This window comes from Ruminococcus flavefaciens 007c, assembly GCF_000571935.1.
Lineage (GTDB): Bacteria > Bacillota > Clostridia > Oscillospirales > Ruminococcaceae > Ruminococcus > Ruminococcus flavefaciens_F.
Genome location: NZ_ATAX01000003.1, coordinates 132,124 through 155,039 on the forward strand (window position 1 = coordinate 132,124; position 22,916 = coordinate 155,039).

At 47.4% G+C, this 22,916-nt stretch carries 17 protein-coding genes; 2 read left to right on the top strand and 15 right to left on the bottom strand.

Annotated elements, in window-relative coordinates; genetic code table 11:
* Positions 1-20 precede the first annotated feature (20 nt).
* The 9 genes from RF007C_RS00565 to RF007C_RS00610 all read right to left on the bottom strand — a co-directional run bounded on the left by RF007C_RS00565 (position 21) and on the right by RF007C_RS00610 (position 10,942).
* Positions 21-953 (bottom strand): AEC family transporter, encoded by a 933-nt coding sequence (locus RF007C_RS00565; RefSeq protein ID WP_037296413.1) that lies wholly within the window; start codon positions 951-953, stop codon positions 21-23.
* Between the two features lies 1 nt (position 954).
* The gene (locus RF007C_RS00570; RefSeq protein WP_037296414.1) at positions 955-3,615 is read right to left on the bottom strand and encodes a YfhO family protein; all 2,661 of its coding nucleotides are present in this window, start codon (positions 3,613-3,615) and stop codon (positions 955-957) included.
* A 103-nt stretch (positions 3,616-3,718) separates the two neighbouring features.
* Entirely contained in the window at positions 3,719-4,726 is a 1,008-nt protein-coding gene (locus RF007C_RS16135; RefSeq protein ID WP_051456447.1) for a hypothetical protein, read from the bottom strand.
* Between the two features lie 262 nt (positions 4,727-4,988).
* Complete coding sequence (locus tag RF007C_RS00580) at positions 4,989-5,408, bottom strand: Fur family transcriptional regulator (protein ID WP_037296415.1); 420 nt, start codon at positions 5,406-5,408, stop codon at positions 4,989-4,991.
* Positions 5,409-5,419: 11 nt separating this feature from the next.
* Positions 5,420-5,962, bottom strand: a complete 543-nt coding sequence (locus RF007C_RS00585) for a hypothetical protein (RefSeq protein WP_037296416.1) — start codon at positions 5,960-5,962, stop codon at positions 5,420-5,422.
* A 319-nt stretch (positions 5,963-6,281) separates the two neighbouring features.
* Positions 6,282-6,923, bottom strand: coding sequence for a hypothetical protein (locus RF007C_RS00595; protein ID WP_037296418.1), 642 nt, complete (start codon positions 6,921-6,923; stop codon positions 6,282-6,284).
* 10 nt (positions 6,924-6,933) lie between these two features.
* The gene (locus RF007C_RS00600; RefSeq protein WP_037296419.1) at positions 6,934-9,210 is read right to left on the bottom strand and encodes a Tex family protein; all 2,277 of its coding nucleotides are present in this window, start codon (positions 9,208-9,210) and stop codon (positions 6,934-6,936) included.
* Between the two features lie 67 nt (positions 9,211-9,277).
* Positions 9,278-10,285, bottom strand: coding sequence for an alpha/beta fold hydrolase (locus RF007C_RS00605; RefSeq protein ID WP_019678256.1), 1,008 nt, complete (start codon positions 10,283-10,285; stop codon positions 9,278-9,280).
* 108 nt (positions 10,286-10,393) lie between these two features.
* Positions 10,394-10,942 (bottom strand): MmcQ/YjbR family DNA-binding protein, encoded by a 549-nt coding sequence (locus RF007C_RS00610; protein ID WP_051456448.1) that lies wholly within the window; start codon positions 10,940-10,942, stop codon positions 10,394-10,396.
* Positions 10,943-10,972: 30 nt separating this feature from the next.
* Here RF007C_RS00610 and RF007C_RS00615 point away from each other — a divergent pair, with 30 nt between their 5' ends.
* Positions 10,973-11,395 carry a hypothetical protein gene (locus RF007C_RS00615; protein WP_037296420.1) on the top strand — a complete coding sequence of 141 codons (423 nt, stop codon included), beginning with the start codon at positions 10,973-10,975 and terminating at the stop codon, positions 11,393-11,395.
* A gap of 145 nt (positions 11,396-11,540) precedes the next feature.
* Here the strand turns inward: RF007C_RS00615 and RF007C_RS16140 are convergent, their stop codons facing one another.
* The 5 genes from RF007C_RS16140 to RF007C_RS00640 form a co-directional block, all read right to left on the bottom strand.
* A complete protein-coding gene (locus tag RF007C_RS16140; RefSeq protein WP_051456449.1) occupies positions 11,541-14,105 on the bottom strand; it encodes an alpha/beta hydrolase-fold protein in 2,565 nt (854 codons plus the stop codon).
* A gap of 269 nt (positions 14,106-14,374) precedes the next feature.
* A complete protein-coding gene (locus RF007C_RS00625; protein WP_037296421.1) occupies positions 14,375-15,772 on the bottom strand; it encodes an O-antigen ligase family protein in 1,398 nt (465 codons plus the stop codon).
* A 70-nt stretch (positions 15,773-15,842) separates the two neighbouring features.
* On the bottom strand, positions 15,843-17,030 hold the full coding sequence (locus tag RF007C_RS00630; RefSeq protein WP_037296422.1) for a hypothetical protein: 1,188 nt from the start codon (positions 17,028-17,030) through the stop codon (positions 15,843-15,845).
* Between the two features lie 9 nt (positions 17,031-17,039).
* Positions 17,040-17,807, bottom strand: a complete 768-nt coding sequence (locus tag RF007C_RS00635; protein ID WP_037296423.1) for a DUF4422 domain-containing protein — start codon at positions 17,805-17,807, stop codon at positions 17,040-17,042.
* Positions 17,807-18,811: an NAD-dependent epimerase/dehydratase family protein gene (locus tag RF007C_RS00640; RefSeq protein ID WP_037296424.1), complete on the bottom strand. Its 1,005-nt coding sequence runs from the start codon at positions 18,809-18,811 to the stop codon at positions 17,807-17,809. The genes RF007C_RS00635 and RF007C_RS00640 overlap by 1 nt, the downstream gene beginning before the upstream one ends.
* 248 nt (positions 18,812-19,059) lie before the next feature.
* On the opposite strand from RF007C_RS00640, the gene RF007C_RS17905 reads away from it, so the two are divergent.
* Positions 19,060-21,510, top strand: coding sequence for a dockerin type I domain-containing protein (locus RF007C_RS17905; protein ID WP_037296425.1), 2,451 nt, complete (start codon positions 19,060-19,062; stop codon positions 21,508-21,510).
* 76 nt (positions 21,511-21,586) lie between these two features.
* Here the strand turns inward: RF007C_RS17905 and RF007C_RS16145 are convergent.
* Positions 21,587-22,916: SGNH/GDSL hydrolase family protein (locus tag RF007C_RS16145; RefSeq protein WP_242836250.1), on the bottom strand; the 1,330-nt coding region annotated here is incomplete at its 5' end.

Consider the following 22,916-nt stretch of genomic DNA (forward strand, 5'->3'; position numbering starts at 1 on the left):
CAGCGTTTTTTACAAAGCGTTCAGAGTATTTTTGTTAAATATTCCGTAGCCTTTACTACCAGCGGCAGTGAACCCACAGAAAATATCGTTCCTGCGGTAAAAATCTCGGATGCATACACTGAATTTTTACCGTATCTTATGCTCAGAAGAGTACACATTGCAGCAGGTGGAGCAGCAGCAGCCACCAGCACAGTCATGCGCACCTTTTCATCTATCCCCGTAAGCAGCGCCAGGGGTACTGCCAGTATCAGCGGAAGTACTATGAGCTTCAGCAGACAAACGTAGTATACCCTGAGATTTTTCAGCATTTTCGGCACATTCGTAGCCGCAATGGTAACTCCCGAGACTATCATTGCCATGGGGGTATTGACCTCCTTGATGAAGCCCAGAGCACTGAGCATTGTCTCAGGGAGGCGTATATTGAGGAAAAAAGTGAGCAGTCCGAGAAGTATGGAGATAATAGTCGGCGAATAGAACACCTTTATCACCTGACGGAAGTCCTTTTGTCCCGATATAAGTATGACTCCATGAGTCCACACGATAAGGTTGAACACGGTAATGAAGGCAGTAAGGTAGAATACACCCTCATCATGGTATATGGCATTGACAAGCGGGATACCCATAAATCCGCAGTTGGAGTATACAGCGGAGAAGCGCTCTATCTCAAACTGTCTGCCCTCCTTTTTGCGCACAAGGAAGTATGACAGCACTATCACCGCTGCAATAGCTCCCGCTGACAGCACAAAGGTCAGCAGGAGATTTCTGGCCAGCTCAGCTTTATAGGGCTTCTGATAGGACATGAATATGACTACCGGATTTACCACCTGAAGCATGAATTTCGACAGATCCTTATTCGAAGCCTCGCTTATCAGTCCCGTTTTTGCGCAGACAACGCCCACTGCTATGAGTATGAGCATTATCAGAGTCTGACCGAATATAATATCTGAAACCATTTTATCCTCCGACAATAAGAGAGATCACATTTACAGCGGTCCATACCACGGGAGCCGCTATATAGAATACTCCCACAGTGACCGCACTGAGTACGTACAGGCATTTTTTTGCGGCATTTCCCGCAGTATTACTCACCTTTTTCCTGCGAATCACGATAAGCAGCAGGACAAACATCACAAGGCCTGCTCCTGAAAGAACAGCACCTGCCCTCAGCCCCGACGGACAGAAGCTCAGCTCCGCAGAGCCGCCCTCAGGCATCTCAATAGCCATAAACGCTCCCAGCGTCCTGATGACAGGAGCCTTTCTGCCGTTGATGCTGCAGCTCCAGCCCTTTGAAAATGCCACGGGAAGGTAAACATATCCGCCCTTTACGGCGCTCACCTTCACTTTGCTGCCCTTCACGCTGACGTCTGCCGTTTCCGCCGCAGCCAGAGCCTCATTGACTCTGTCAGCGTCATAGAGCCATACTCCGAACACAGACACGGAAATATCCCTGAGTACGCTTATCTTTACTTCAACGCTCTCGTCCTCAAAGGTACCGAGGTCAAGTATACCGCAGCAGTAGCTCTCAGGATAGGCTGCCTGTACTCTGGTGCCGTTAACATATATATCCGCGGCTTCGTAATAGTCCTCCTCCACATCGGTGGAGTAATTGCCGAAAATATCGAAATATAGTTCTTTTCTGCCAGTGACCTCTATGTTGTAGGTAAGCTCCGCCTTCTCTTCATTCTGCTTGTCCACGGTGGTAATGCCGTCTTTCTCCGATACCTCAACGCCCTCAGCCACATCTGGAGAGAGCTTTTCAACGGCACCGCTTATGCCGAAGAGTTTTTCCGCAATATATCCTGTAGCTTCCACTCTCTGTACGTTCTCGAAGTCTGCCAGCTCCGCGGGAGCTGTATCTGATATAAGCGCACCGCCAAGCACGTTGGGATCGGTATATACAGCCATACCTCCCTCCGTATCCATAGGCAGATAATAGGTATTCTTTCCCACGGGACTTCCTATGATATACTTATTGAGCAGCAGCTCGTCGGTGAGCATAGTGCCTCCCGAGGAATCCATATCCATCCAGTGAGAAGAATAGCCCAGTCTTTTAAGTGCATAGAGAGTGCCGCAGTCGGTCAGTGAGGTGTAGTGACCGATTGAATACTTTCCCCAGCCCTCCGCATAATTGGGATAAAAATACTTTTTTCCCGCCTTAATGCGGACAAATTCCTCATCTGTTATCCTTGCGAAGGCAGCGGCATTGCGCCGGAAACCGGGTACTGTATCATTTATCTCGGCAACGTTCACGCCGAAGCTCAGAAAGCTCTCGCCGAACACCACCGCCGCCATGACGGCAAATGTAAAGAGCCTCGATGTATGTCCGCGGCGGAAGCTGTAAATGCAGATGAAGTATACCGCAGCTCCCGTAAGGCCCACAGCGGAAAGTATGATGCCTGCCTTCGGCTCCACCCACAGCGAATTGGCATATGAGCTGAGCTTACGGCGCTCTGTGTAAGCTGCCGTCACAACACCTGCCAGCAGCAGCAAGCCTGCACCTGTAAGCATATATGCCCGTCTTTTTTTCTTTAACTCATGACGTTCGGAAAGCAGCTCTCCGCAGGCAGAGAACACCAGCAGCAGAACTATGAAGCCGTAGCGCAGAGGATAAGCCTGATAGCTTCCCGTATGAAGCAGCTTGTTCACAGGCTCCGCAAAAGCGCCTGCCAGTGAGATGACTCCACCATACGAAAAAAGCACACCCTTTCCCGATCTCACGGACTTACGAAAAACCACGCACAGCACGGATCCTGCCAGTACAAGGGAGCTGCCCGCCAGAAGGGCTGCCTTATCAGCGTTCCTTTCTATGAAATAACCTCCGAAGTATATCTCCTTCAGTGAATTGCCTCTGCCCGAGGCAGTATACTGCAAAAATGCCGGAAGCCATACAACCCCGCTGATAAGTGCGGCACAAATATCTCCCAGTATGAGCCTTACAGCCCTACTGCCCCTGTTATGAGACTCACAGCAAAGATACAGCGCAGCTCCTCCCAGCATCATGACAAAGACTATCACCATGAAGCTTATATAGAAATTCAGCAGCAGGCATACAGCCAGACATACCGTATATGCTCCCCATCTGCCTTTTTCCAGCAGTCTGAAAAGCGAAAGCATCAGCAGCGGAAATACTATCATCATATCTATCCACATATTGTTCTGATAGTACATCATCACGTATCCACCTGCCGAATACATAACCGACATCAGCACACCGAAGCCTGTCCCCAGCTTCGGGAATACTCTGCCGAGGTACAGCTGCGCCGAGGCAGAGCTCAGTGCAGTTTTTATCACAAGAAGAATGTTCACGAAGAATATCATATCACTGTTCTTCACCGCCAGTGAGAGCAGCGACAGAGGAGAGGACAGAAAGAACAGGAACACTCCGTAGAAATTCATCATACCGCCGCCCCGGCTCAGAAGCAGCGAGCCGTCGGAAAATACAGTTTTCAGTTCCATAAGCAGCGGAACGTACTGCTGATCCATGTCGCACCACGCCACAGAACGCTCTCCGAAGGGATAGAATCCGTGTATCGCATAGAACAGCATAAAAAGAGCTGCAGTGACTGCTCCCGCAATAAGCGGAGCCGCTTTATCCGTAAGCTTGTAGCGTTTCATATCATCCCTCCTCAGACATTGACCAGAATATTTTATCACATTTTCCTTATATAGTCAATAAAAAATCCGAAGCATCACTGCTCCGGATCTTTTAATCATTCAATTATTTGTAGTAATCAAGACCGTCAGCGGAAACAGGAATGATCTTCCAGCCTTCTCCTCTGACCTTGACAACGCACAGAGTAGTCTTATCGCGCTCTATATCGCCGTCTTCGTCCTTATGCTTGGTCTTTACTCTGACCTCGTAGCCCTTTGTTACCTTGACATCGTCATCGTCAGCGTCATACTGATCGATCATCTTCTCAAAGTATTTTTCAGCGTGCTTGAGGTCTGATGACTTGAGCTTTTCCTTACGGGTGATCTTGTCGAATTTGGGAAGTGTTTCCTTATCATCGAGATCGTCGATCATATCCTCGATCATCTCGTTGTAGCTGTCGACCTTATCATCGTAATCGTCATCTTCCTTGAGAGTCTTTATAACAGACTTGGGAAGAGTGAGGGAATACATTGTCTTTCCGCCGTGCTTATCAGCAGCAGCCTTTACATACTTCTTTACAGCACTCTTGTATCCGCCGCCGAACATAAGGGCAACAAGAAGCAGGAACAGAAGAGCAGCAACAGCACCAGCTGCAATATATACAAGGCTCTTGTTATTCTTCATTCCGCCGGGGAGGTTTTCGGAAATATCACCTGCGATACCGTCTACCTTCTTGGCAATATCCGAACCGTTGAGCTGCTTGAAGCCGTTAGCTGCATCCTTTGCAGCGCCCTCGACCTTCTGCTCTGCGTTCTGAGCAGCGTCATTCTTTACTTCATTGACAACATTCTCTGCCTTTTCAACAGCCTGTGCGGCATCATTCTTGACTTCATTAACAGCGTCAGCAGCCTTCTGTTCAGCGTTCTCAACAACGTCAGCTGCTTTTTCCTTGACATCGTTTACAGTCTCTGCCGCTTCATTCTTTACGTTTTCAGCTGCATTTCCTATGGTCTCCTGAGCCTTGTCGGCTACGTTCTCTGCTGCTTCCTTAACTTCAGAAGCTGCCTTGGACTCTGCACAGTCACAGGATCCGCCTTCGGGTATCTGTTTTCCGCAATATTTACAAAATGCCATAAGAAAACCTCCAAATAAAATATTTCAATAATTATTTTATCATACCAAAGTCCTTGTTGTCAAGTAAAACCATGAATTTCAAATATGAAAAAGCACTTTTCGGCACATTGCATAAAGCCTCGCCGCCGATGGATCACCGCACAGGTATACGGCTGTATATGCCGCAGAAATACGGGTATAATATACGCGGAGGTGTTGATATGCACGAAAATGATGAAAAAGACGTCAAGATCTACATTCCGAAAGACAGCCGCGGGAACGGTCAGTCCTCCCCGCCCCTGCAATCGGAACAGAGGCCGTAGAATACTGTCTGGGCGTAGTCAATGGAAAAACCGTGCTCGTCCTCAATATGACGGGTAAGCTCGGCAAGATGACCGCAGTCAAGATGGATGAGTCTGCCGCAGCTGAGGCATTTCAGATGAAAATGGCTGCGGCACTGCTCTTCGTTCTCGATATACTGATAGCAGGCGCAGGTCTTTCCGTCAAAGGCATATTTCCTGACAAGTCCCTGCTCCACAAGTCTGTCCAGCTGCCTGTATATGGTGGCAACGCCCACGGGAGTGCCCTCAGAGGACAGAAAAGCGCTTATTTCCTGAACATTTGTATGCTTGTCCTTGTTTTTTATAAGATAAGACAGAAGCTTTTCCTTCTGCTTGGTATTATAGCCTGCGTCCCGTTTCATTTTTCCTCCCGTTACTTAGTGATTATCTTCCAGCCTTCGTCGTTGAGTTTTACTACCAGTGCCATATCGTCGCCGCCCTTTTCACCGTTATGCAGGTAATTGAAATTGACCTCATAGCCTTCCTTTATATCGAAGCTTTCGGCGGTCACATCAGGGAGATAAGGCTTGCACAGCTCAACGAAATATTTTTTTATGCCGTCTCTCTGCTCGTCGGAGATCTCCTTTGAATCGTCGATGGAGCCGAAAGTGAGCGTTCCGTTTTCATCGCCGATGATCTTATCCTGAGTATCATTGAAGGTATTGATGAGCTCGTCATATTTGCCTTCGTTCTTCATGGCTTCAACGGCAGAATCGGGATACATATAGGAATAGAATGCGTCGCCGCCGCCAATGGAATACATTGCATTGAAACATTCCTTCAGAGCGTTCTCGTAGGAATCGTTCTGCTGCTCATTTACCTCTATATTTGAAATAGACTCCTTTTTAGGCTCACAGCTGCCGAATGAGCAGACTGCAAGTGCACATACAGCAAGCAATATCGCTGCTTTTTTCATATTTTATACCTCCGTAACGAATAATTATCAATTCCGATTATAGCACTAATTGACCTTATTGTCAATGTTATGAGGCTAAAAAGAGCTTTTGTGACTTCCGCTGACCTTTTGTAACATTCCATAAAACCCGCACATATTTTTTGTGCACAACATAGAAACTCAGAATTGTTTTTTGGAAATTCAATGGTTTTACGTTGAATTTTGACGGTTTTTGTGCCGTATATGAAAGGCAGCTGCGGAAGTATGCAAAAAGCCGCAGACTTCATCATATGAAAGCCTGCGGCAATAACTCGTTATACTATCCTTTGATACCGGAGCATTATCTTACGGTAACTCCCGGGATCTCATCAGCCTTATGGCAGGCTCTGTCGCCTTTTTCGGCAAGCTCCGCCTGATAGTCCGCGATAACCATCATAAGCTCGGAAGCCATGAGTCTGTCCTTGAAATCGCGTATGACACGCTCAAAATCGCCGCTCCTGCGCAGAAGATCAGCTGTGAGGAGCACTATATCGCTGTCCGCAGAGAGCTCTGCTCTGTGGGTATCAAATATCTTCACAGCAGCTCTGCGGCATTCCGCAGCCTGCTCGTCGCTGCCCTCGTCATCATAGGCCCATGCCGCATAAAGACGGCTTTTCAGAGCCTCCTTCCAGATCCTGTTCTTTTCACAGACCAGTGACATCTTTTTGAATCTGCCCGTCAGTCCGTCACCGCATTTCCTGTACTTGTCGCTTTCAAAGAACTCTCTGGTAAAATCCGCATGAATATCTATGGAAGCGTTGCAGTATCCGCAGTGCGGGCACTCATTCACCCAGTACTTTATATAAGAGCGGTGGGGCTCGTCAGGTCTCAGATCAAGATCGGGAACACTTGTATCGGGATCATATTCCGCTACCACGGTCTGAGCCGAGCTCTTTCCGCAGACTGCGCATACAAGTTCTTTTTCTTCTGTTCTGAACGGCATATTCTACTCCTTACTTCTGCTTTATACGGAAGCTGCTGTTGTGGAGCTTCGAAGCGTCAAAGCCTCTGGGCTTGCGGTCCTCGCGCTTTTTGTTATTGGGACGGCGCTCGGACTTCTGCTGCTTCTTTTCCTCCTCATCGTTGAGGCGCATAGTCAGTGATATACGGTTTCTCTTGAGGTCAACATCAAGAACCCTTACCTTGACTACCTCGCCGACCTTTACAGCTTCAAGAGGGTGTTTGATGTAGCGGCTGCATATCTGTGAGATATGAACGAGACCGTCCTCGTGGACACCTATGTCTACGAAACAGCCGAAATCAATGATATTGCGGACAGTACCCACAAGCTCCATACCGGGCTTGAGATCCTTTATCTCCATAACATCTCCGCTTCTGAGGAGAGGAGCGGGAAGCTCGTCACGAAGGTCGCGTCCTGGCTTTTTAAGCTCGCCGATGATGTCGGTGAGAGTAGGAACGCCTATACCGAGAGACTTGCTTATATTCTCCATACCGATGCTGTCAGCCTTTTCGTTGATGCCCTCGGCTCCGCCGCCTGCAATATCAGCAAGGGTAAATCCGCACTCGCTGAGAAGTGAGGAAGCAGCTTCGTAGCTTTCGGGGTGAACGGCTGTATTATCGAGAGGATTCTTGCCGTCGCGTACTCTCAGGAAGCCTGCGCACTGCTCGAAAGCCTTCTTACCAAGCTTCGGCACCTTGAGGAGCTCCTTGCGGTCGGTAAATCTGCCGTTCTCCTCACGGTAGGTAACGATATTCTTTGCAACTGTTGCGTTGATGCCTGCGATATAAGAAAGCAGAGAATGTGAAGCGGTATTGAGGTCAACTCCGACGGAGTTAACACAGTCCTCGACTACGCCGCCAAGAGCTTCGCTCATTCTTGCCTGAGGCATATCGTGCTGATACTGTCCTACGCCGATGGCCTTGGGATCTATCTTTACCAGCTCCGCAAGAGGATCCTGAAGACGCCTTGCAATGGATATTGCGCCTCTTATGGATACATCGTACTCCGGGAACTCCTCAGCGGCAACCTTTGAAGCGGAATATACCGAAGCTCCGGCCTCGCTTACTACCATGTAGCTTACGTCCTGAGGAACTTCCTTTACTATCTCAGCAGCAAAGGTCTCTGTCTCACGGGAAGCTGTACCGTTTCCGATGGATATGACGTTTACGTTGTACTTCTGGATAAACTCCTTGACCTTGCGCTTTGCAGCCTCTACCGCACCTGCCGAACCAACAGGATAAATGATAGCGGTATCAAGAACCTTGCCTGTGCCGTCGATAACAGCGGTCTTGCAGCCGTGAGCATAACCGGGATCAAGTCCGAGGATAATGCTGCTCTTGAGCGGCGGCTGGAGAAGCATCTGACGGAGATTAGCTGCAAATACCTTTATGGAGTCCTCAGCGGCCTTTGCGCTCATCTCGGAACGTATCTCGCGCTCGATAGAGGGGAAGATAAGTCTCTTGTAGCTGTCTGCGGCAGCAGCCCTTACAAGCTCTCCGCAGGCATTGTTTGCCTTGATGTATTTGCCGAAGATAACATCCGTAGCTATGGTCTCATCAAGAGTTACAGCCACCTTGAGGAAGCCCTCCTTCTCGCCTCTGTCAAGGGCAAGAACACGATGGTTGGCAACCTTCGGAATAGCCTCGGTGTACTCATAGTAGTTCATATATACGCTCTCGGCCTCGGGATCGGCAGCCTTTGATACCAGCTCGCCCTTCTCTCCTGCAAGAGCACGGAGCTTCTTTCTTATATCAGCGTCGTCAGAGATGTCCTCGGCAATGATGTCCATAGCGCCCTGAAGAGCAGTCTGAACGTCGTTGATCTTCTTCTCCTCATTGAGGAAGGCTTCTGCCTCCTTCTCGGGATCTGTAAAGTTTTCCTGTGCAATGAGCATCTCTGCAAGGGGCTCGAGACCGTTCTCACGGGCAATGCTTGCACGGGTACGGCGCTTCGGCTTGAAGGGGCGGTAAATATCCTCCACCTCAACGAGAGTAACAGCCGCACTGATAGCAGCCTCTATCTCGGGAGTCATCTTCTCCTGCTCTGTGATAGCGTTTGTAACCTCCTCCTTGCGCTTTTCAAGGTTGCGGAGGTACATGAGCCTGTCATAGAGCTCACGGAGTATCTGATCGTCCAGGGAGCCTGTGAGCTCCTTACGGTAACGGGCGATAAAGGGTATTGTCTTGTCGTCATCTATAAGAGCAACTGTATTGTCCACCTGCTCCTGTTTCAGTCCGAATTCCTTTGCGAGTACTTTGTTGATTTCCATAATTTTTCCTTTCGTCTTTATGATATAAGGACCGTCGGCACAGCCGCGGTCCTGTCCGGCTTGTATATCATTCCCGTTCCTCGGGGGCAGCTTCCTGCTGCTCGGGTGCGGGTGTAACTGTCATGGACTCAAGCTGATCTTCATTCCAGCGGTCGAGCCAGGAAAACAGTGTCTTTGCTATATCCTTGTATACGTTCATGGAGTTCTTCTCCATGAGCACATCATGTCTCATGCCGTCGAATATGCGGTGAGATATGCTCTCATAGCCTGTCTTTTCCATTTTTGATATTGTGCGCATGAGCTTCTTTTCCGAGATCATGGCGGAATCGTCCCTGCCCGATATGAACCTTATGGGGAGAGAGGGATTTTTGACCTGCCAGCCTCTTCCCGATTCAGACTGCTTCACCAGCCACAGGAGCTCCTGATAGCCGTTGAGGGTAGGCTTGAAATTGCACAGCGGATCCTCATTGTAAGCAAGTACAGCGTCTGCATCGCTGCATCTCCATGAATTTATGGGATCCTCGAAGAATTTTCCGAAGCTGTCGTCTATGGTATCGAAGATCTTTTCGCTCCTGAAGCGGCTGCCCGGACGTTTTGCCGCAACAGAGCCTATTACTCTTGACGCAGGCGAAAACGGACTGTGGCAGATAGTTCCCAGAAGCACAAGGCCGTTCAGCTCATTATCGTGTTCTTTTATAAAGCATCTTGCTCCCGCAGCTCCCAGACCGCTTGCCACCATAAATACGGGCACATCGGGATAGGCAGCTCTGATCCTCTTGCTGAGCTGGAGGATATCGGCCACAAAGCCTTCACCGCCGTTTCTGAACATAAAGCCCAGATCATCGGCCTCCACGATACTCTTTCCGTGTCCGCGGTTATCATGTATTACCGTTATGAAGCCCTGCTCGGCAAGGTAATCCATAAAGGGATAGTAACGCTCCTTGTGCTCATTCATGCCATGAACAATCTGGACAATGCCGTTTATATCTCCCGAAGGCACTGCCATTACAGCTGAAATAACAAGTTCGTCATATTCGGAAGTAAATTCAAATTCCTTCAGATCAGCATTAAGCATAAAGATCCTCCTGTCAAAATTCGGGGAAAACAAAGTTTACAAAGTTTATTATATCATATTTCGGACAATAAAGCAACTATTTTCTAACAACAGCGGATATTCGGTATTTTATATACCCTTTTCCAGCTGCCTCAGCCTGTGCAGGAGAGTATTCGGCACTCCCCTAGCTCCTCTGACAGCCGATACGCCAAGCTTTTTCATCTCGGACAAGGGCATATCACCCTGTGCGAACCTGTGCATGAGCTTCAGCTTCATAGCCTTTCTGATACGGTAGCTGCCGTCATCGTAGTTATACTGTATGTTTACTTCTGTTGCCTCACATCTGTACATTACGGCGGAGACTGGTGCAGCCATATACATATACACCGTATCCCCCACTATCATATTTGCAGTCTGTTTCCATAGGATAGTGCCGTCACGGCAGAAGTCCTTCTCAACATCGTACATTGCAGGGGCAGCAGGTATAAGCCACTCCCTTGGTTCAGTGCGCATCCTTTTTCCGCTTCCTGTATGTGACACTATCTCATAGCTCATATCAATGAGCCCTCTGACCTGTTCCTCATCAACGCTGCCGTCAAGAAGAACGGTCACCCACTGTTCCTTCTGCATATGATAGGCAGGAAGTATACCCTTCATCGCCAGCAGCGAGCCCGTCATCAGCGGACTACACTTGACATTGATTATCGGATGGACCTCAACGGAAACGGTCTCAGCGGCGATATGAACGACCTGACCATATTCGATCTGTATTCCACCAATGACATCAATGAAGAACAGCTGGCTGACTTCTTCGATAACTACATAGATCGTCTTAACGAGTATTCCGAGCAGCTTGCAGCTGCAAAGAACCTCCCTCCCGTAAAGTTCAGCCCCGATTCAAGCGCTGCACCTATGGTATATGAGATGGACGCAGTCCGCTCGGGAGATACCAACAGCGACGGAAAAATGGACCTTGCTGACGCTATCAATATCATGCAGTCCCTTGCAAATCCCGATAAGTACAAGCTTTCAATGTCAGAGCGCTTCAACGGCGACCTCGACGATACAGGCAACGGCATTACTCCCAACGATGCTGTTGCTATACAGGAAAGACTTCTCGGTTTAATCTGAATATGACAAAAGCCCGTAAGCAATGACAGCTTCCGGGCTTTTTTTGTAATCCGCTGAACAGAAAAGCCATAGCAGCTCTGAAGAAATGTCAGAGATGCTATGGCTGAGCTTTTTATGCGCCGAATATGACGCTTTATTTATTCTGTCATGTGGTTGCCTGGAATACAGCCTTTACGAATGAATAGAGGTGTGAATGGATAGAGTCATCACCGTGGTGGCCGTTCTGAACAACGTGCCATACATGAGGTACGCCGTTCCTGGTGAAGTTATTGTGGTAGCCCTCGGGAGTATTCAGGCCAACTACATCGTCCTGAGTACCGCCTGTGATCATTACGAGGTAAGGAGTCTCGCTCTCGCTGTTCCACTTCCATGAGCCCGAAGCACCCGGTGCAGGACAGATAGCGCCTACATAGCCGAACTTGTTACCATACTTCATACCGATCTGGAGAGACTCGCGTCCGCCCATTGAGAAGCCTGTGACAGCAGTATTCTCTCTGCCTGTTGCAACGCTGTACTTGGACTCGATATGAGGCATAAGGCTGTCAACGATATCATCAACGAAGTTGTCGTAGCCCTCGTTTGAACCAGGATCAGCAAATCCTGTTGCATCGTTCATGGTAGCGCTTGTGAATACGAAAGGCACTACAACTATCATTTCTTTTGCGTCGCCCGAAGCAATAGCATTTCCTACGATCTGCTGTGTATACATCTGACCGTTGCCCTGTGTTATCATACGGTTCTCGTTCTCAAAGAAGCCGTGGAGCACATAGAGTACGGGATACTTCTTGCTCGGATCATAGTTTGCGGGAAGCAGGATATTGTAATTCTTGTTCTTGTTTGCCTTCTTGGAGAAGTATGTCTCCTTCTTGAGCGTTCCGTACTGAACACCCTGCTTCTGCATATGTGAATCATTGGGCTCATTGTTTACAAGCGACTTCTGAACGATATCTGTGAATTCCTTCATAGAATATTTGCGCTCGCCTGTTGTGCCTGATGGAGGTGTTGTTGTCTGCTCGGGAGGTGTAGTTGTCTGGCTGGGAGGTGTGGTCGTTGTCTGACTTGGCGGTGTTGTAGTGGTTGAGCCGCCTGCAGCTCCGTCTGTTGCCTGGAATACGCCTCTTATGAAGTTATAAAGGGCAGAGTGGATAGAATCGTCGCCGTGGTGACCGCCCTGAACAACGTGCCATACATGAGGTACGCCGTTCCTGTTGAAGTTATTGTGGTAGCCCTCGGGAGTATTCAGGCCAACTACATCGTCCTGAGTACCGCCTGTGATCATAAGAAGATAAGGCTGTTCGTCGGAATTGCTCCACTTCCATGAGCCCGAAGCACCCGGTGCAGGACAGATAGCACCTACATAGCCGAACTTGTCACCATGCTTCATACCGATCTGGAGAGACTCGCGTCCGCCCATTGAGAAGCCTGTAACAGCAGTATTCTCTCTGCCTGTTGCAACGCTGTACTTGGACTCAATATGAGGCATGAGGCTGTCAACGATATCATCAACGAAATTGTCGTAGCCCTCGTTTGAACCCGCATCCGCAAATCCTGTTGCATCATTCATGGTAGCACTTGTGAATACGAAAGGCACTACAACTATCATGTCCTTCGCCTCGCCCGAAGCGATAGCGTTTCCGACTATCTGACGGGTATACATTGTACCGTTGCCCTTGGTTATCATACGGTCCTCGTTCTCGAAGAAACCGTGGAGTAAATAAAGAACGGGATACTGCTTGCTCTCGTCGTAATCGGCAGGAAGCAGAATGTTGTAATTCTTATTCTTGTTTGCCTTCTTGGAGAAGTATGTTTCCTTCTTGATAGTTCCGTACTTGACGCCTGACTTCTCCTGATGTGAGCTGCTCGGCTCGGTGTTTACAAGCTCGCTCTGTATCTTTTCTGTAAGTTCCTCGCAGGTGTACTTCTGCTGTCCGGGAACCACAACAGGTTCAACAACAGGGAATTCCTTTATCTTGCCCGATACGAACTGCATTATGAGCAGTGCATCATTGATCTCGAAAACTCCGTTGCTGTCAGCGTCTGCTGCCTTCAGAGCCTTTTTATCGGTGATGCCTTTGATGAGACCTCTGCGTGCCAGGATAATATCGAATGAATCGATAACTCCGTCGTAGTTTATATCGCCCTTGTTCATCTGCACAGGTGCGGAAGGCTCGCCTATTTCCGTTCCGCTCTTGGCTCCGACGATCTCGTCGATATAGAAGCTGCACTTGCTCTCTTTTGTTTCAACGTAAAGCTGAATGTTAGACGCTCCGGCGGGAATGCTGAATTTATTGTTTTCAAGATGTGCCCACTGGCCCTTTTCCGCAGTTACTTCTGCGATCTTCGGGTAGTTGTCCGAAGAACCGTCACTGTACTGGAGAGTGAGGTAAAAGGTTACGGGTGCGTCGGTGTCCTCTGTCATGACATATGCACTGAAGGCATAGTCCTCGCCTGCCTGAAAACTGCTGCCGAGACTTACTGTGGCACCATTCCAGTCACTGGCTCTGTCGCTGGTGAACAGAGAGCTTTCACCTGAACGGGATTTGCCCGTCACCGTCTTTACAGACGCTGATCCTCGTCCGGTCCACTTTTCTGTTCCCTCTTCGAATGTGCTGTGGAGAATATAATCCTCCTCCGCTGCCGTCACAGGTACTGATGCGACTGCTGAGAGCGCAAGTACCGCCGAAGAGATGAGAGATAAAATTTTTTTCATTTCCAATCCTCCTTTAAAATGTATAAAGAACACATTATATACTTTATGTTTAACATATATTTTTTCATCCGTCAACCCACAAAATGAAGATTAGGTTCAATTGTTACTTTGTTTTTTTATTTATAACAATATTAATACTATTTTTGTGCTGTTGTATCATTTTAATGACATAAGTGTGATATTTTTATTAAAAGCAATTTAAGGTCAAAGCACAATAGATCAATCCCTCCCAAGCTAAAAAAACCGGGAGGGATCCTGATCCGTTATTGTCATTTTTTTCTTATTTTTTCCTTTTTATGCTCTGCCGCATATCCGAAGCAATGCTGGTTCTTCTTTGAAAGACACATTCCAAGGGTTATCCAGAAATACGGCGCAACATTTACGATACTGCTGTTGAAGCAGGCCTGGGCGATATATCCGAAGAACATACCGAGGAAGATCCAGTTGATATATCTCTCCTCCTTGTCCTCGCTGCGTATAACACTTCTTATGCCCGTTACAGCCGTATATATAAGCAGTGTAAGGTAGGTGATGAGCTGGAAAACGCCCTGGGTTACCAGATAATGGATATACTCGTTATGTCCCTTGCCCTGGGTATACATACCCTCATAGTAGTCGGGGCTCTTGTAGAATACATCCCTGTAATTGTCGAGGCCTATTCCGAATGCCCAGTTATCGGGTACGGATCTGAGTCCGTATTTCCATATGTACATTCTTCTTGTGCCGAGGCCGTCGGTGGTAGCGCCTTCTCCTTTGGTATTGGCTATCTCGGCAGAGGTCTGACTGATCTTGCCTGTAATCTTTCCGCATACGAGTATCACAAAGGCTACTACTGCCGCCATACCTATTATAAGAAGTCCCAGACGCCTGAGGATACTGATGAATTTTTCCTTCTCCAGTTTCTTATGCTTCATTACAGCCAGAGATACGACAATGAACAGGAGATATACAAATATTCCCACCCATGCAAGTCTTGCTTCTGCCGAAAGCAGGGTATAGAAGCTTATAAGTGATATTACGTATGTTATATTGCGTGTGACCTTGTTTTCGGTGAAAAGGAACACTCCCGAGGTGCAGGCAAACAGCAGCACACTGAAGCCCGCATACCAGTTGGAATGCTGAAGAAGTCCGTAGCTGCGCCTCAGTTCCATGATAAGGTTGTTGTCATAATAGCACTCACCTATGTAGATCCCGCAGGTCTGAAGTGCGGCAAACAGCGTCTGAATAACGGTCACAAGTATAAAAACGTTTATGATGTTTTTCCTCAGCTGCTTGTCCTTTATCATGGTTCCCGCAAGCATAAGGCTGAAATATCCCACAAAGTTGAAAAGCCATTCGTCATAATAAAAGCCATGGAACGTAGCGTATTTGTCCTTTGAAAAGACTGCCGAAAGCAGCGCAAATACGAAAAGCAGAAAATACAGCACATCTGTAAGGTAATACTTTATCTTCTGATGCTTCAGGAAGTGTACTATAAATGCGAATATTCCGAAATAGCCTGCCATTTCCACTATCGTCGGCTGACTTACGAATACATTGGAGTGCATCTCGTCAAATATCTCCGTCACGGGCAGAGCTATCATAACGAATACTATGTAGACAAAAAAGCCCTTTTCGGACGTTATTATCTCAAAAAATCTTGAAAATCTGCTTTTTATATCCTGCATTGTTTTACCTCATTATCATTTTTTCCGCTTTAAGCGGTAAACTAAAAAAGATGTTTCCGTCCCAGCGGGCTCATTTCTTCATTACTTTGTAGATAAGATAATACGGGAAGGGTATCTTCATCACCGACCGCATAAAGCCTGTTTTCCAGGGGCTTCGGCCGAAAGCATGGAGAACTTCCTTTATGCCGCGGCGGAACATTCCCTTCTGTGCGGTGTAATACACCTTTGTACCGTCAATATTATAAAGGAACGAAAAGAGCCTTGTGTCCTTCAGTGAAGGGCTGGTGCCGAACCTTATCAGCGGCGCTGTAAGCTCACTGTCAGGGGTATCAAGCCCCTTATCGCAGGCCATGCGGACAAAGTCCAGAGCTCCCTCCTGCCATTCCTTTATGATGCCTTTTACCTTTTCGTCGCCTTCATACTCATAAGGCGCAAAAACGGGACAGACCCTGCCGCTGCCGTCACGGCGGTAACCGTATGTGGAGCCGTCATATCCCTGAAAAAGCTTTTCATATCCTCCAAGGAAGCAAAGCACCTTCTTCTCGGCAGACATATCATACTCATCGTAAATATATCCGTTAACAGGGGAATCCAGCTTATCGTTTGGCGATATACCGACGTAGAATCCCTCGGGAACCAGCTCTGTTCCCTGCTCCACGCAGAATTTCCCGAGATAATACTGCATATTCCCGTGCCAGCCTATATCGGCTATGGCACATTTTCCTGTCATGCCTGTCTGTATAAGGTAATCCTTCAGCAGCTTTTCCTGCTGTTCCGACCTCTGACAGATGACGTCCTTATACTCGGAATATACCTTTTTAAATGTATCATTTTTCCCGAGTTCGTCATATCCCGCCGTCAGCTCGGAAGATATCCTTGTTTTCCTTGAGATCTCAGCTCTTTCCGCTTCGTCAAAGCCGTAATACTCCAGTATCTGGCCGAAGGTGAAGAACCTCTCCCAGGTCAGATATTTCAGCGAGTCCTCATAGGAGCTGCATTTCCACAGCATCGTCTGTCTCAGGCTCTTTCTCGAAAAATATACGTATTCGGCAGCCACCGAACCGTCATTTATTATCTCAAAGGCTTTTTTCATCATATATCCGTCCCGTGAGAAAAAGAATATCCTGTCATAGCCCTTTTTCAACAGCTCTTTGTTCAGCCACCTGACAAATCCGTACAAAAACGGTCCGAAGCGTGTGAAGCCGAAACTGTAATACTCCGACCTGCCCTCCTCGGGCGGTATAAAAGTCTTTTTCATTGTTATTCCTCAGTTGGAAGCCTTTCCTCTTTTAAGCTTCCTTTTTATGAAATTTCCGCCCTTTACGAACCAGTTCTGCTTCTCCATGAAGATATAAGGCATATCCGTATATCCCACATGATTGGTCATTATCCATATGTCAAGCAGACGTTCACTGACAAAGCCGAAAACTCTCGCGTCGTTTTTGCTGTAAGAGCTTATATTGAGCCTTTTTTCAAGCTCAAAAAGTATATCGAAGAGCCACTCACAGTATTTATCCAGCTTGTCGCGCTTCATTATGAACATATTGAAGCGATGTCCCCTGGTGCTTTTCATGCTGCTGTCCCACGCACTGAGATAATCGGGATACTTCTCCGAGATTATCTCCCTGGCGGTATCAAGATCAACGGCATGATGAGCATGGGCATACTGGCTGTAATTGGTCTCTATCCAGTAATTTCTCGGCTTCGGGAGAAGTACGTCATTCTCCCTGAGCTTCTGCTCCAGCTGCTTTCCGGTGATGACTCTTTCCTTTTTGCCGCCAAACAGCCTGCCGTCGGAAAAATGTCTCCTGTAATGCGCAAGGCCTATATAATCGGCGTCAAGGTTCTTCCATGCCCAGTAAAGTCCGGTGAGCTCACAGTAATTGGCATTTTTGGCGCTTATATTGTCGCCTGTATCATCAGGTACATAGCCGATGCTTTCCTTGCCCTCTGCGCCTACATGAACAGGCATATACACGGGATCGGACGGCATCCAGTACTTCTTGTGCGCTGCTACTATTATCTTTATATCCATCAGTAAAGCCCTTCTTCTCCGCAGTCCCTGAACCAGTCCCTGAAGCTCTCCTCAAGGGTATAGCCGAAGGAAAAGCCTGTATCAGCAAGCTTTTTTCCGCTTATATTCGTAGAAACCATGAGCTTCTTCACACGGTCGGGGTGTATACCCACTTTTTTTCCGCCAACAGGTCCTATGACCTTTGCTGCCGTCATGAGTACCGTTCCGTTTATCATAGGTATCCTTGACGAAAGCTCCGTCGCTTTTTTCATGGCTTCACATATCTGCTCTATGGTATAGGGCGGATCGAAGGTGCAGTTTATAACATCGCTGCCTCTGAAGCTGTGGTCTATCATGCGGTACTTCATGAACCTGACCAGATCCTTCACGTATATACACGCCTTTACGGTATCTTTTCTGCCTGCATAAAAGTAATAATGTCCCTTTATGCCCTTATAGAGCCTGGTCATATTGCCGTGCTCGCCTTTTCCGTACACAATACCCGGACGAAGTATGGTAAGCTCCCTGCTGCTGTCTCTCACAGACCATTTCTCATGTATCTTCTCGGCAGTGAGCTTGCTTATGCCGTAAGGAGTATTCGGCATGGGCAGTGATCTCTCCGTCTTTAACGCCTCGGCTGCACCATAGGGCGCTATGGACGAGGTAAAAAGTATCTTCCTGATACCGTGCTTCTCCGCAAATTCCGTAATGTTCTCCGCACCGCGGATATTGGTCTCGAAGTATTCCCTGTCCCTGTGCCCGGGAGTCCTGTGGACAGCAGACAGGTTGAAGATGATATCGTCGGCTGTGGTTTCAAAGTCCGCCTCTATATGCTTTCTTACATCGCAGCGGATATATCTCACCCCTTCATTTTTTTCAACGATCCCCGGAACTACGCCTTCTTCTCCGGGCATTACTATATCAAGATCATAGATCTTATCCTGCTCCTTCATACATTCAGACCTGAGCAGATGTATAAGATGAGTACCTATAAAACCTGAGCCTCCGAATATAATGTAATTCATGTGCCAACTCCCCTCTGAGGACTGTATTTCAGACATTCACTGTGAACGCCGCTTATATGTTTGATATATATTTTTATTATACATTAACAGGGCAAAATAGTCAATATCAATCGTCTTACTTCTGCTCATAAATACGTCGCGAATTCACGTCATGATTTTTAACAAAATGTAAATACTATCCCCCGATACTTGAAATCCTTATTAAAATAATATATAATGCAAATATAATGATATAAGGAGGGATCACTATGATGATCAAAAAACTGATAGCTGTACTGTCAGCTGTCACAATTATGGGGACCGGAGCCGCATACAGCGGCAGCCTTGAAGGCTTTAAAAATTCTTTCGCTGCGGAGACCTCCGCAGAACAGAATGAGACCTGCAAGGTCATGATCTCGGTAAAGGCCGTAAACGAAAAGCTCCCGGGGGAGCTGAAGGCAAAGCTTATTGCTGTTAAAGGGGAAGAAAAAACAGAGCTTGCCGAATGGTCGCCCGCGGATACGGATGTAAAGGAGATCGGAGATCTCGAATACAGCGATGATGTGAGCTACAGGATCGTTTTTGAGGGCGCTCCCGAAGGCTTCAGGCTCCCTGACGAAACAAACGTTAAACTTGCAAAAAAAGGCAGCGTTGACAAAATAGTTATCATCGGCTTCTCAAACACTCGTTTCCCAGGATTTACTTTCCCCATAACCAACGGAGATGAACTACATTTCAACAGAAGATACCTGTATTCCACCGAGACTTCAAAGGCCATATACAATGCCACATTGGGCAAGGAGATCGATGAAGCATACATAACAGACGATAATGGATTCAGATACGTTAACGACAGATCTGATACCAATTCCGCTTTTGTAGTGCCTGACGGTCACTACAAAGCCTATGTAAAGCCCGCAGAGGGATACAGATTCGTAAAGAAATACAGCGGTTCCGCCCTAGTCTTCAACGACATGGAGAATATCCCCATTGCTCATTTTGAAAAAGATCTTTCCGAAGGTATCGAATTCAACGTCAAGTACGGCAAAGCCGATCAGGCTCTGGATTTCTGCATTGAAAAGATCCCCTCGGATGAGAAAAGCTGTTCGGCAAATGTTTCCGTAGTGGACGCTGATACAGGCGAGCTGCTGAAAGGCTGCATCGTTGAACTGGACGAGAATTTCACCAAGAGCAACGGTCATCTGAGATGGTCTACCTCGGATCAGAATCCTGTAAAGGTAGATGCTCTTTATGAAATTGACAGAGACTACTGCTTCAAGGTAAAAAATACTCCCTTATGCTATGAGCCCTGTGTTGAAAACGAGTTCAGATTCGAGAAACAGGGCGAGCAAAAGGAAATCGTGCTCAAAGTTAAACGTACCATGACCGATAAGGAAGCAGCTGCACTGAAGACAGTGGAGCTACCCAAGGAAGATCCCGTGCCTGTTGACTCGGAGCACTGTGCTGTGACTGTGGGCTACTATGACATGAAGACACGCACCGCTGTCAAAAATCAGAAGGTAAGCATAGTAGAGTATGTCGGCGGCAAAAAAGCAGATTCCAAGGAGCTCATCAGCTGGAAATCAGACGAGGAGCCCGTGAAAACTGTTACGGATATCGAATTCCATGAAGATTCCGAATACTACATCACCTTCAATGATGACAACATCTTTAAATCACAATACAATAACTCAGGCAGGATAAAGCTTTATTTCAGCAAGGGCGGCGATACCGAAAAGATCGCAGTACCAGGTTATGTCTCAGGAGTAGCCTATGTCAATGCAGAATGCTATCAGTGCACATATACATCTTCTATGAAAGAGATCAGGAACATCAATCCTTTCAATTCAAACGATGACATACTGAAAAGCGCAGGAGTATATGATGACAATGGCTACAGGTACAGCTTCAGCTCTGCTCTTTCGCCTTATGCTCTCGGCGGAGGCGCTCTGCCCGACGGTGACTACACTCTGAAATGCGTTCCCGGTGATGATTACAGATTCATTTCCACAGGCAGTCAGACAGCTGTAATGGATATGCTGATGAAAAGAACCACCGAGGATAATATCATCAGGAATGAGGAAAACGGCAAAAACGGTATGCGCTTCACTGTAAAGGACGGCATAGCCGAACAGGACATAACGCTCTTCCTCGAAAGCGTTCCCACAGCAGAAACAAGCTGCTCCGCTGATATTTCCATCGTTGACGCACAAACAAACGAGCCCGTGAAGGGTATCCACGCTCAGCTTATCGGCGGAAGTATCAATACAAACAATATCCTGAACTGGGACACTGACGATACTCCCGTAAAGACATTCGACAACCTTTTATATACCAAAAAGAATTACGGCGTAAAGCTTTTCAACGTGCCGGAATGCTATAAAAATGCTCCGACCTGTATTGCAGCAAGCTTCTCCTTCGACGAATACGGTGAGCATAAGGATATTGTCATAAAGCTCGAGAAAGCTTATTCTCTCGGTGATGTAGACAACGACGGACAGGTGAATTCAGTTGACGCATCCTCTGTTCTTTCCTACTATTCCAAGGTCTCAACAAAACAGGACGGCGGTTACACTGACAGTCAGAAGCTCGCCGCAGATGTTGACAAAGACGGCAGCATAAACTCCGTTGATGCTTCAAAGATACTTTCTTACTATGCGTATGTATCAACTGCCAAGGAAGACGTTAAAACACCCGAGGAGTATATAAATACCCTTTAATAATCGTAAAGTGATATAAAACAAACAGAGTCGGGAAAATCTCCCGACTCTGTTTGCGTAAAAGGTAAATTATGTCTTATAAGCTTGCAACTTTACCGATGAGGAACTCCTGTATCATGAGTGCGTCATCAGCTGTAAGTCCCTTTGTGGACTTGTCAACATCGGCATTGACCTTGCCCTGTTCGGTAAGATGCTTCTCGGCAGTACCTTCAAGTCCGTATTTGTTTGGATTAGCCAGTGCCTGCATGATGAGAATAGCATCTGCCAGATCAAGATTGCCGTCGTCGTTGGCATCTCCTGCCTTCTTTACAGTAAGCTCAGGTTCAGCAGTAGTGGTCGTTGTAGTTGTTGTTGTGGTGGCAGTAGTAGTTGTTGTAGTTGTAGCGGTAGTAGTAGTGGTCGTTGTAGTAGATGTGGTAGTTGTTACAGGAGGTGCCAGAGAAGTGATATAATCATCTATAACACCCGCAAAGAAATTACCGATCTTCTTATATCCGGTTCCATTGGGATGGAGCTGGTCTCCACTGATATCATTCATGCCGTTGAGACAGCCGTGAACGTCGGCAAATCTTACGTTCTTGCCCTTGTTTGCGTACTCCTCGGCAACGCTCTTTACGGTATTGTTGTAGTTTGCGATCTTCTGCGTATTTCCGCCGTAGGCTGTATGCTCGGGAACTGAGCAGAGGAAGATCATACCGCCTGAAGGCATATCTCCAAGCATATAATCCAACATAGAGCGGAGATCAGCTGCACAAGCGTCCATTGAGCGGTTAGCTGTGAGGTCGTTCGTACCGATCATAAGCAGTATGATATCAGGCTGTGTCTTCTTTACTACATCGTTGTTCTTGAGCTCATTGTATAAGCTTCCCTTACCGCCCTGCTGCTGTCCCCAGCTGGGTACTTCCTTGATCTGGTAACCGCTGAAGCCTGCATGGTCTGTATCATAGGTGATACCGTTGGATGAATTGCTTCTGTCACGATTGGGACCAACCATATCGATCTTAGTATAGCCCAACTTGGAAAGAGCGTCAAAGAGATACTTTCTGTAACCGCCCTGCTCGCCGTCGCCGTTTGTTATTGAGTCGCCTGCGGGCAGTATCTTTATGGTCTTGTTCTTGTCAACATTGCTCGAAGGAGGCTGTGTGGTTATAGGATCTGTTATTACAGGCTGCTGTGACGGATCAATCGAAAGCAGAGGCTTTGTGCCCTTAACACCAGCGTAAGCTCCGTCAACATAGAAGTCAGTGAGACTGTCGGGAGCTTCGATATAGAGCTCAAGTCCCGATGCGTCGGCAGGAATGGTGTATGAAGCATTTGAAAGATCTGTCCACTGTCCCTTTGCAGCAGAAACAGTCTTTACTTCATCGTAATTATCCTTGCCGTTTGCGTCTGTATACTGAAGTGTT

Bases quoted from the DNA above. Each gene is read 5' to 3' on its own strand.
- RF007C_RS17905 (WP_037296425.1), top strand. From the start codon at position 19,060: ATGATGATCAAAAAACTGATAGCTGTACTGTCAGCTGTCACAATTATG.
- RF007C_RS00635 (WP_037296423.1), bottom strand. From the start codon at position 17,807: ATGGATATAAAGATAATAGTAGCAGCGCACAAGAAGTACTGGATGCCG.
- RF007C_RS00570 (WP_037296414.1), bottom strand. From the start codon at position 3,615: ATGAAACGCTACAAGCTTACGGATAAAGCGGCTCCGCTTATTGCGGGA.
- RF007C_RS16135 (WP_051456447.1), bottom strand. From the start codon at position 4,726: ATGGCATTTTGTAAATATTGCGGAAAACAGATACCCGAAGGCGGATCC.
- RF007C_RS00610 (WP_051456448.1), bottom strand. From the start codon at position 10,942: ATGACGGGCTCGCTGCTGGCGATGAAGGGTATACTTCCTGCCTATCAT.
- RF007C_RS00640 (WP_037296424.1), bottom strand. From the start codon at position 18,811: ATGAATTACATTATATTCGGAGGCTCAGGTTTTATAGGTACTCATCTT.
- RF007C_RS00585 (WP_037296416.1), bottom strand. From the start codon at position 5,962: ATGAAAAAAGCAGCGATATTGCTTGCTGTATGTGCACTTGCAGTCTGC.
- RF007C_RS00615 (WP_037296420.1), top strand. From the start codon at position 10,973: ATGGACCTCAACGGAAACGGTCTCAGCGGCGATATGAACGACCTGACC.
- RF007C_RS00580 (WP_037296415.1), bottom strand. From the start codon at position 5,408: ATGAAACGGGACGCAGGCTATAATACCAAGCAGAAGGAAAAGCTTCTG.
- RF007C_RS00625 (WP_037296421.1), bottom strand. From the start codon at position 15,772: ATGCAGGATATAAAAAGCAGATTTTCAAGATTTTTTGAGATAATAACG.
- RF007C_RS00595 (WP_037296418.1), bottom strand. From the start codon at position 6,923: ATGCCGTTCAGAACAGAAGAAAAAGAACTTGTATGCGCAGTCTGCGGA.
- RF007C_RS00630 (WP_037296422.1), bottom strand. From the start codon at position 17,030: ATGAAAAAGACTTTTATACCGCCCGAGGAGGGCAGGTCGGAGTATTAC.
- RF007C_RS16140 (WP_051456449.1), bottom strand. From the start codon at position 14,105: ATGAAAAAAATTTTATCTCTCATCTCTTCGGCGGTACTTGCGCTCTCA.
- RF007C_RS00600 (WP_037296419.1), bottom strand. From the start codon at position 9,210: ATGGAAATCAACAAAGTACTCGCAAAGGAATTCGGACTGAAACAGGAG.
- RF007C_RS00605 (WP_019678256.1), bottom strand. From the start codon at position 10,285: ATGCTTAATGCTGATCTGAAGGAATTTGAATTTACTTCCGAATATGAC.
- RF007C_RS00565 (WP_037296413.1), bottom strand. From the start codon at position 953: ATGGTTTCAGATATTATATTCGGTCAGACTCTGATAATGCTCATACTC.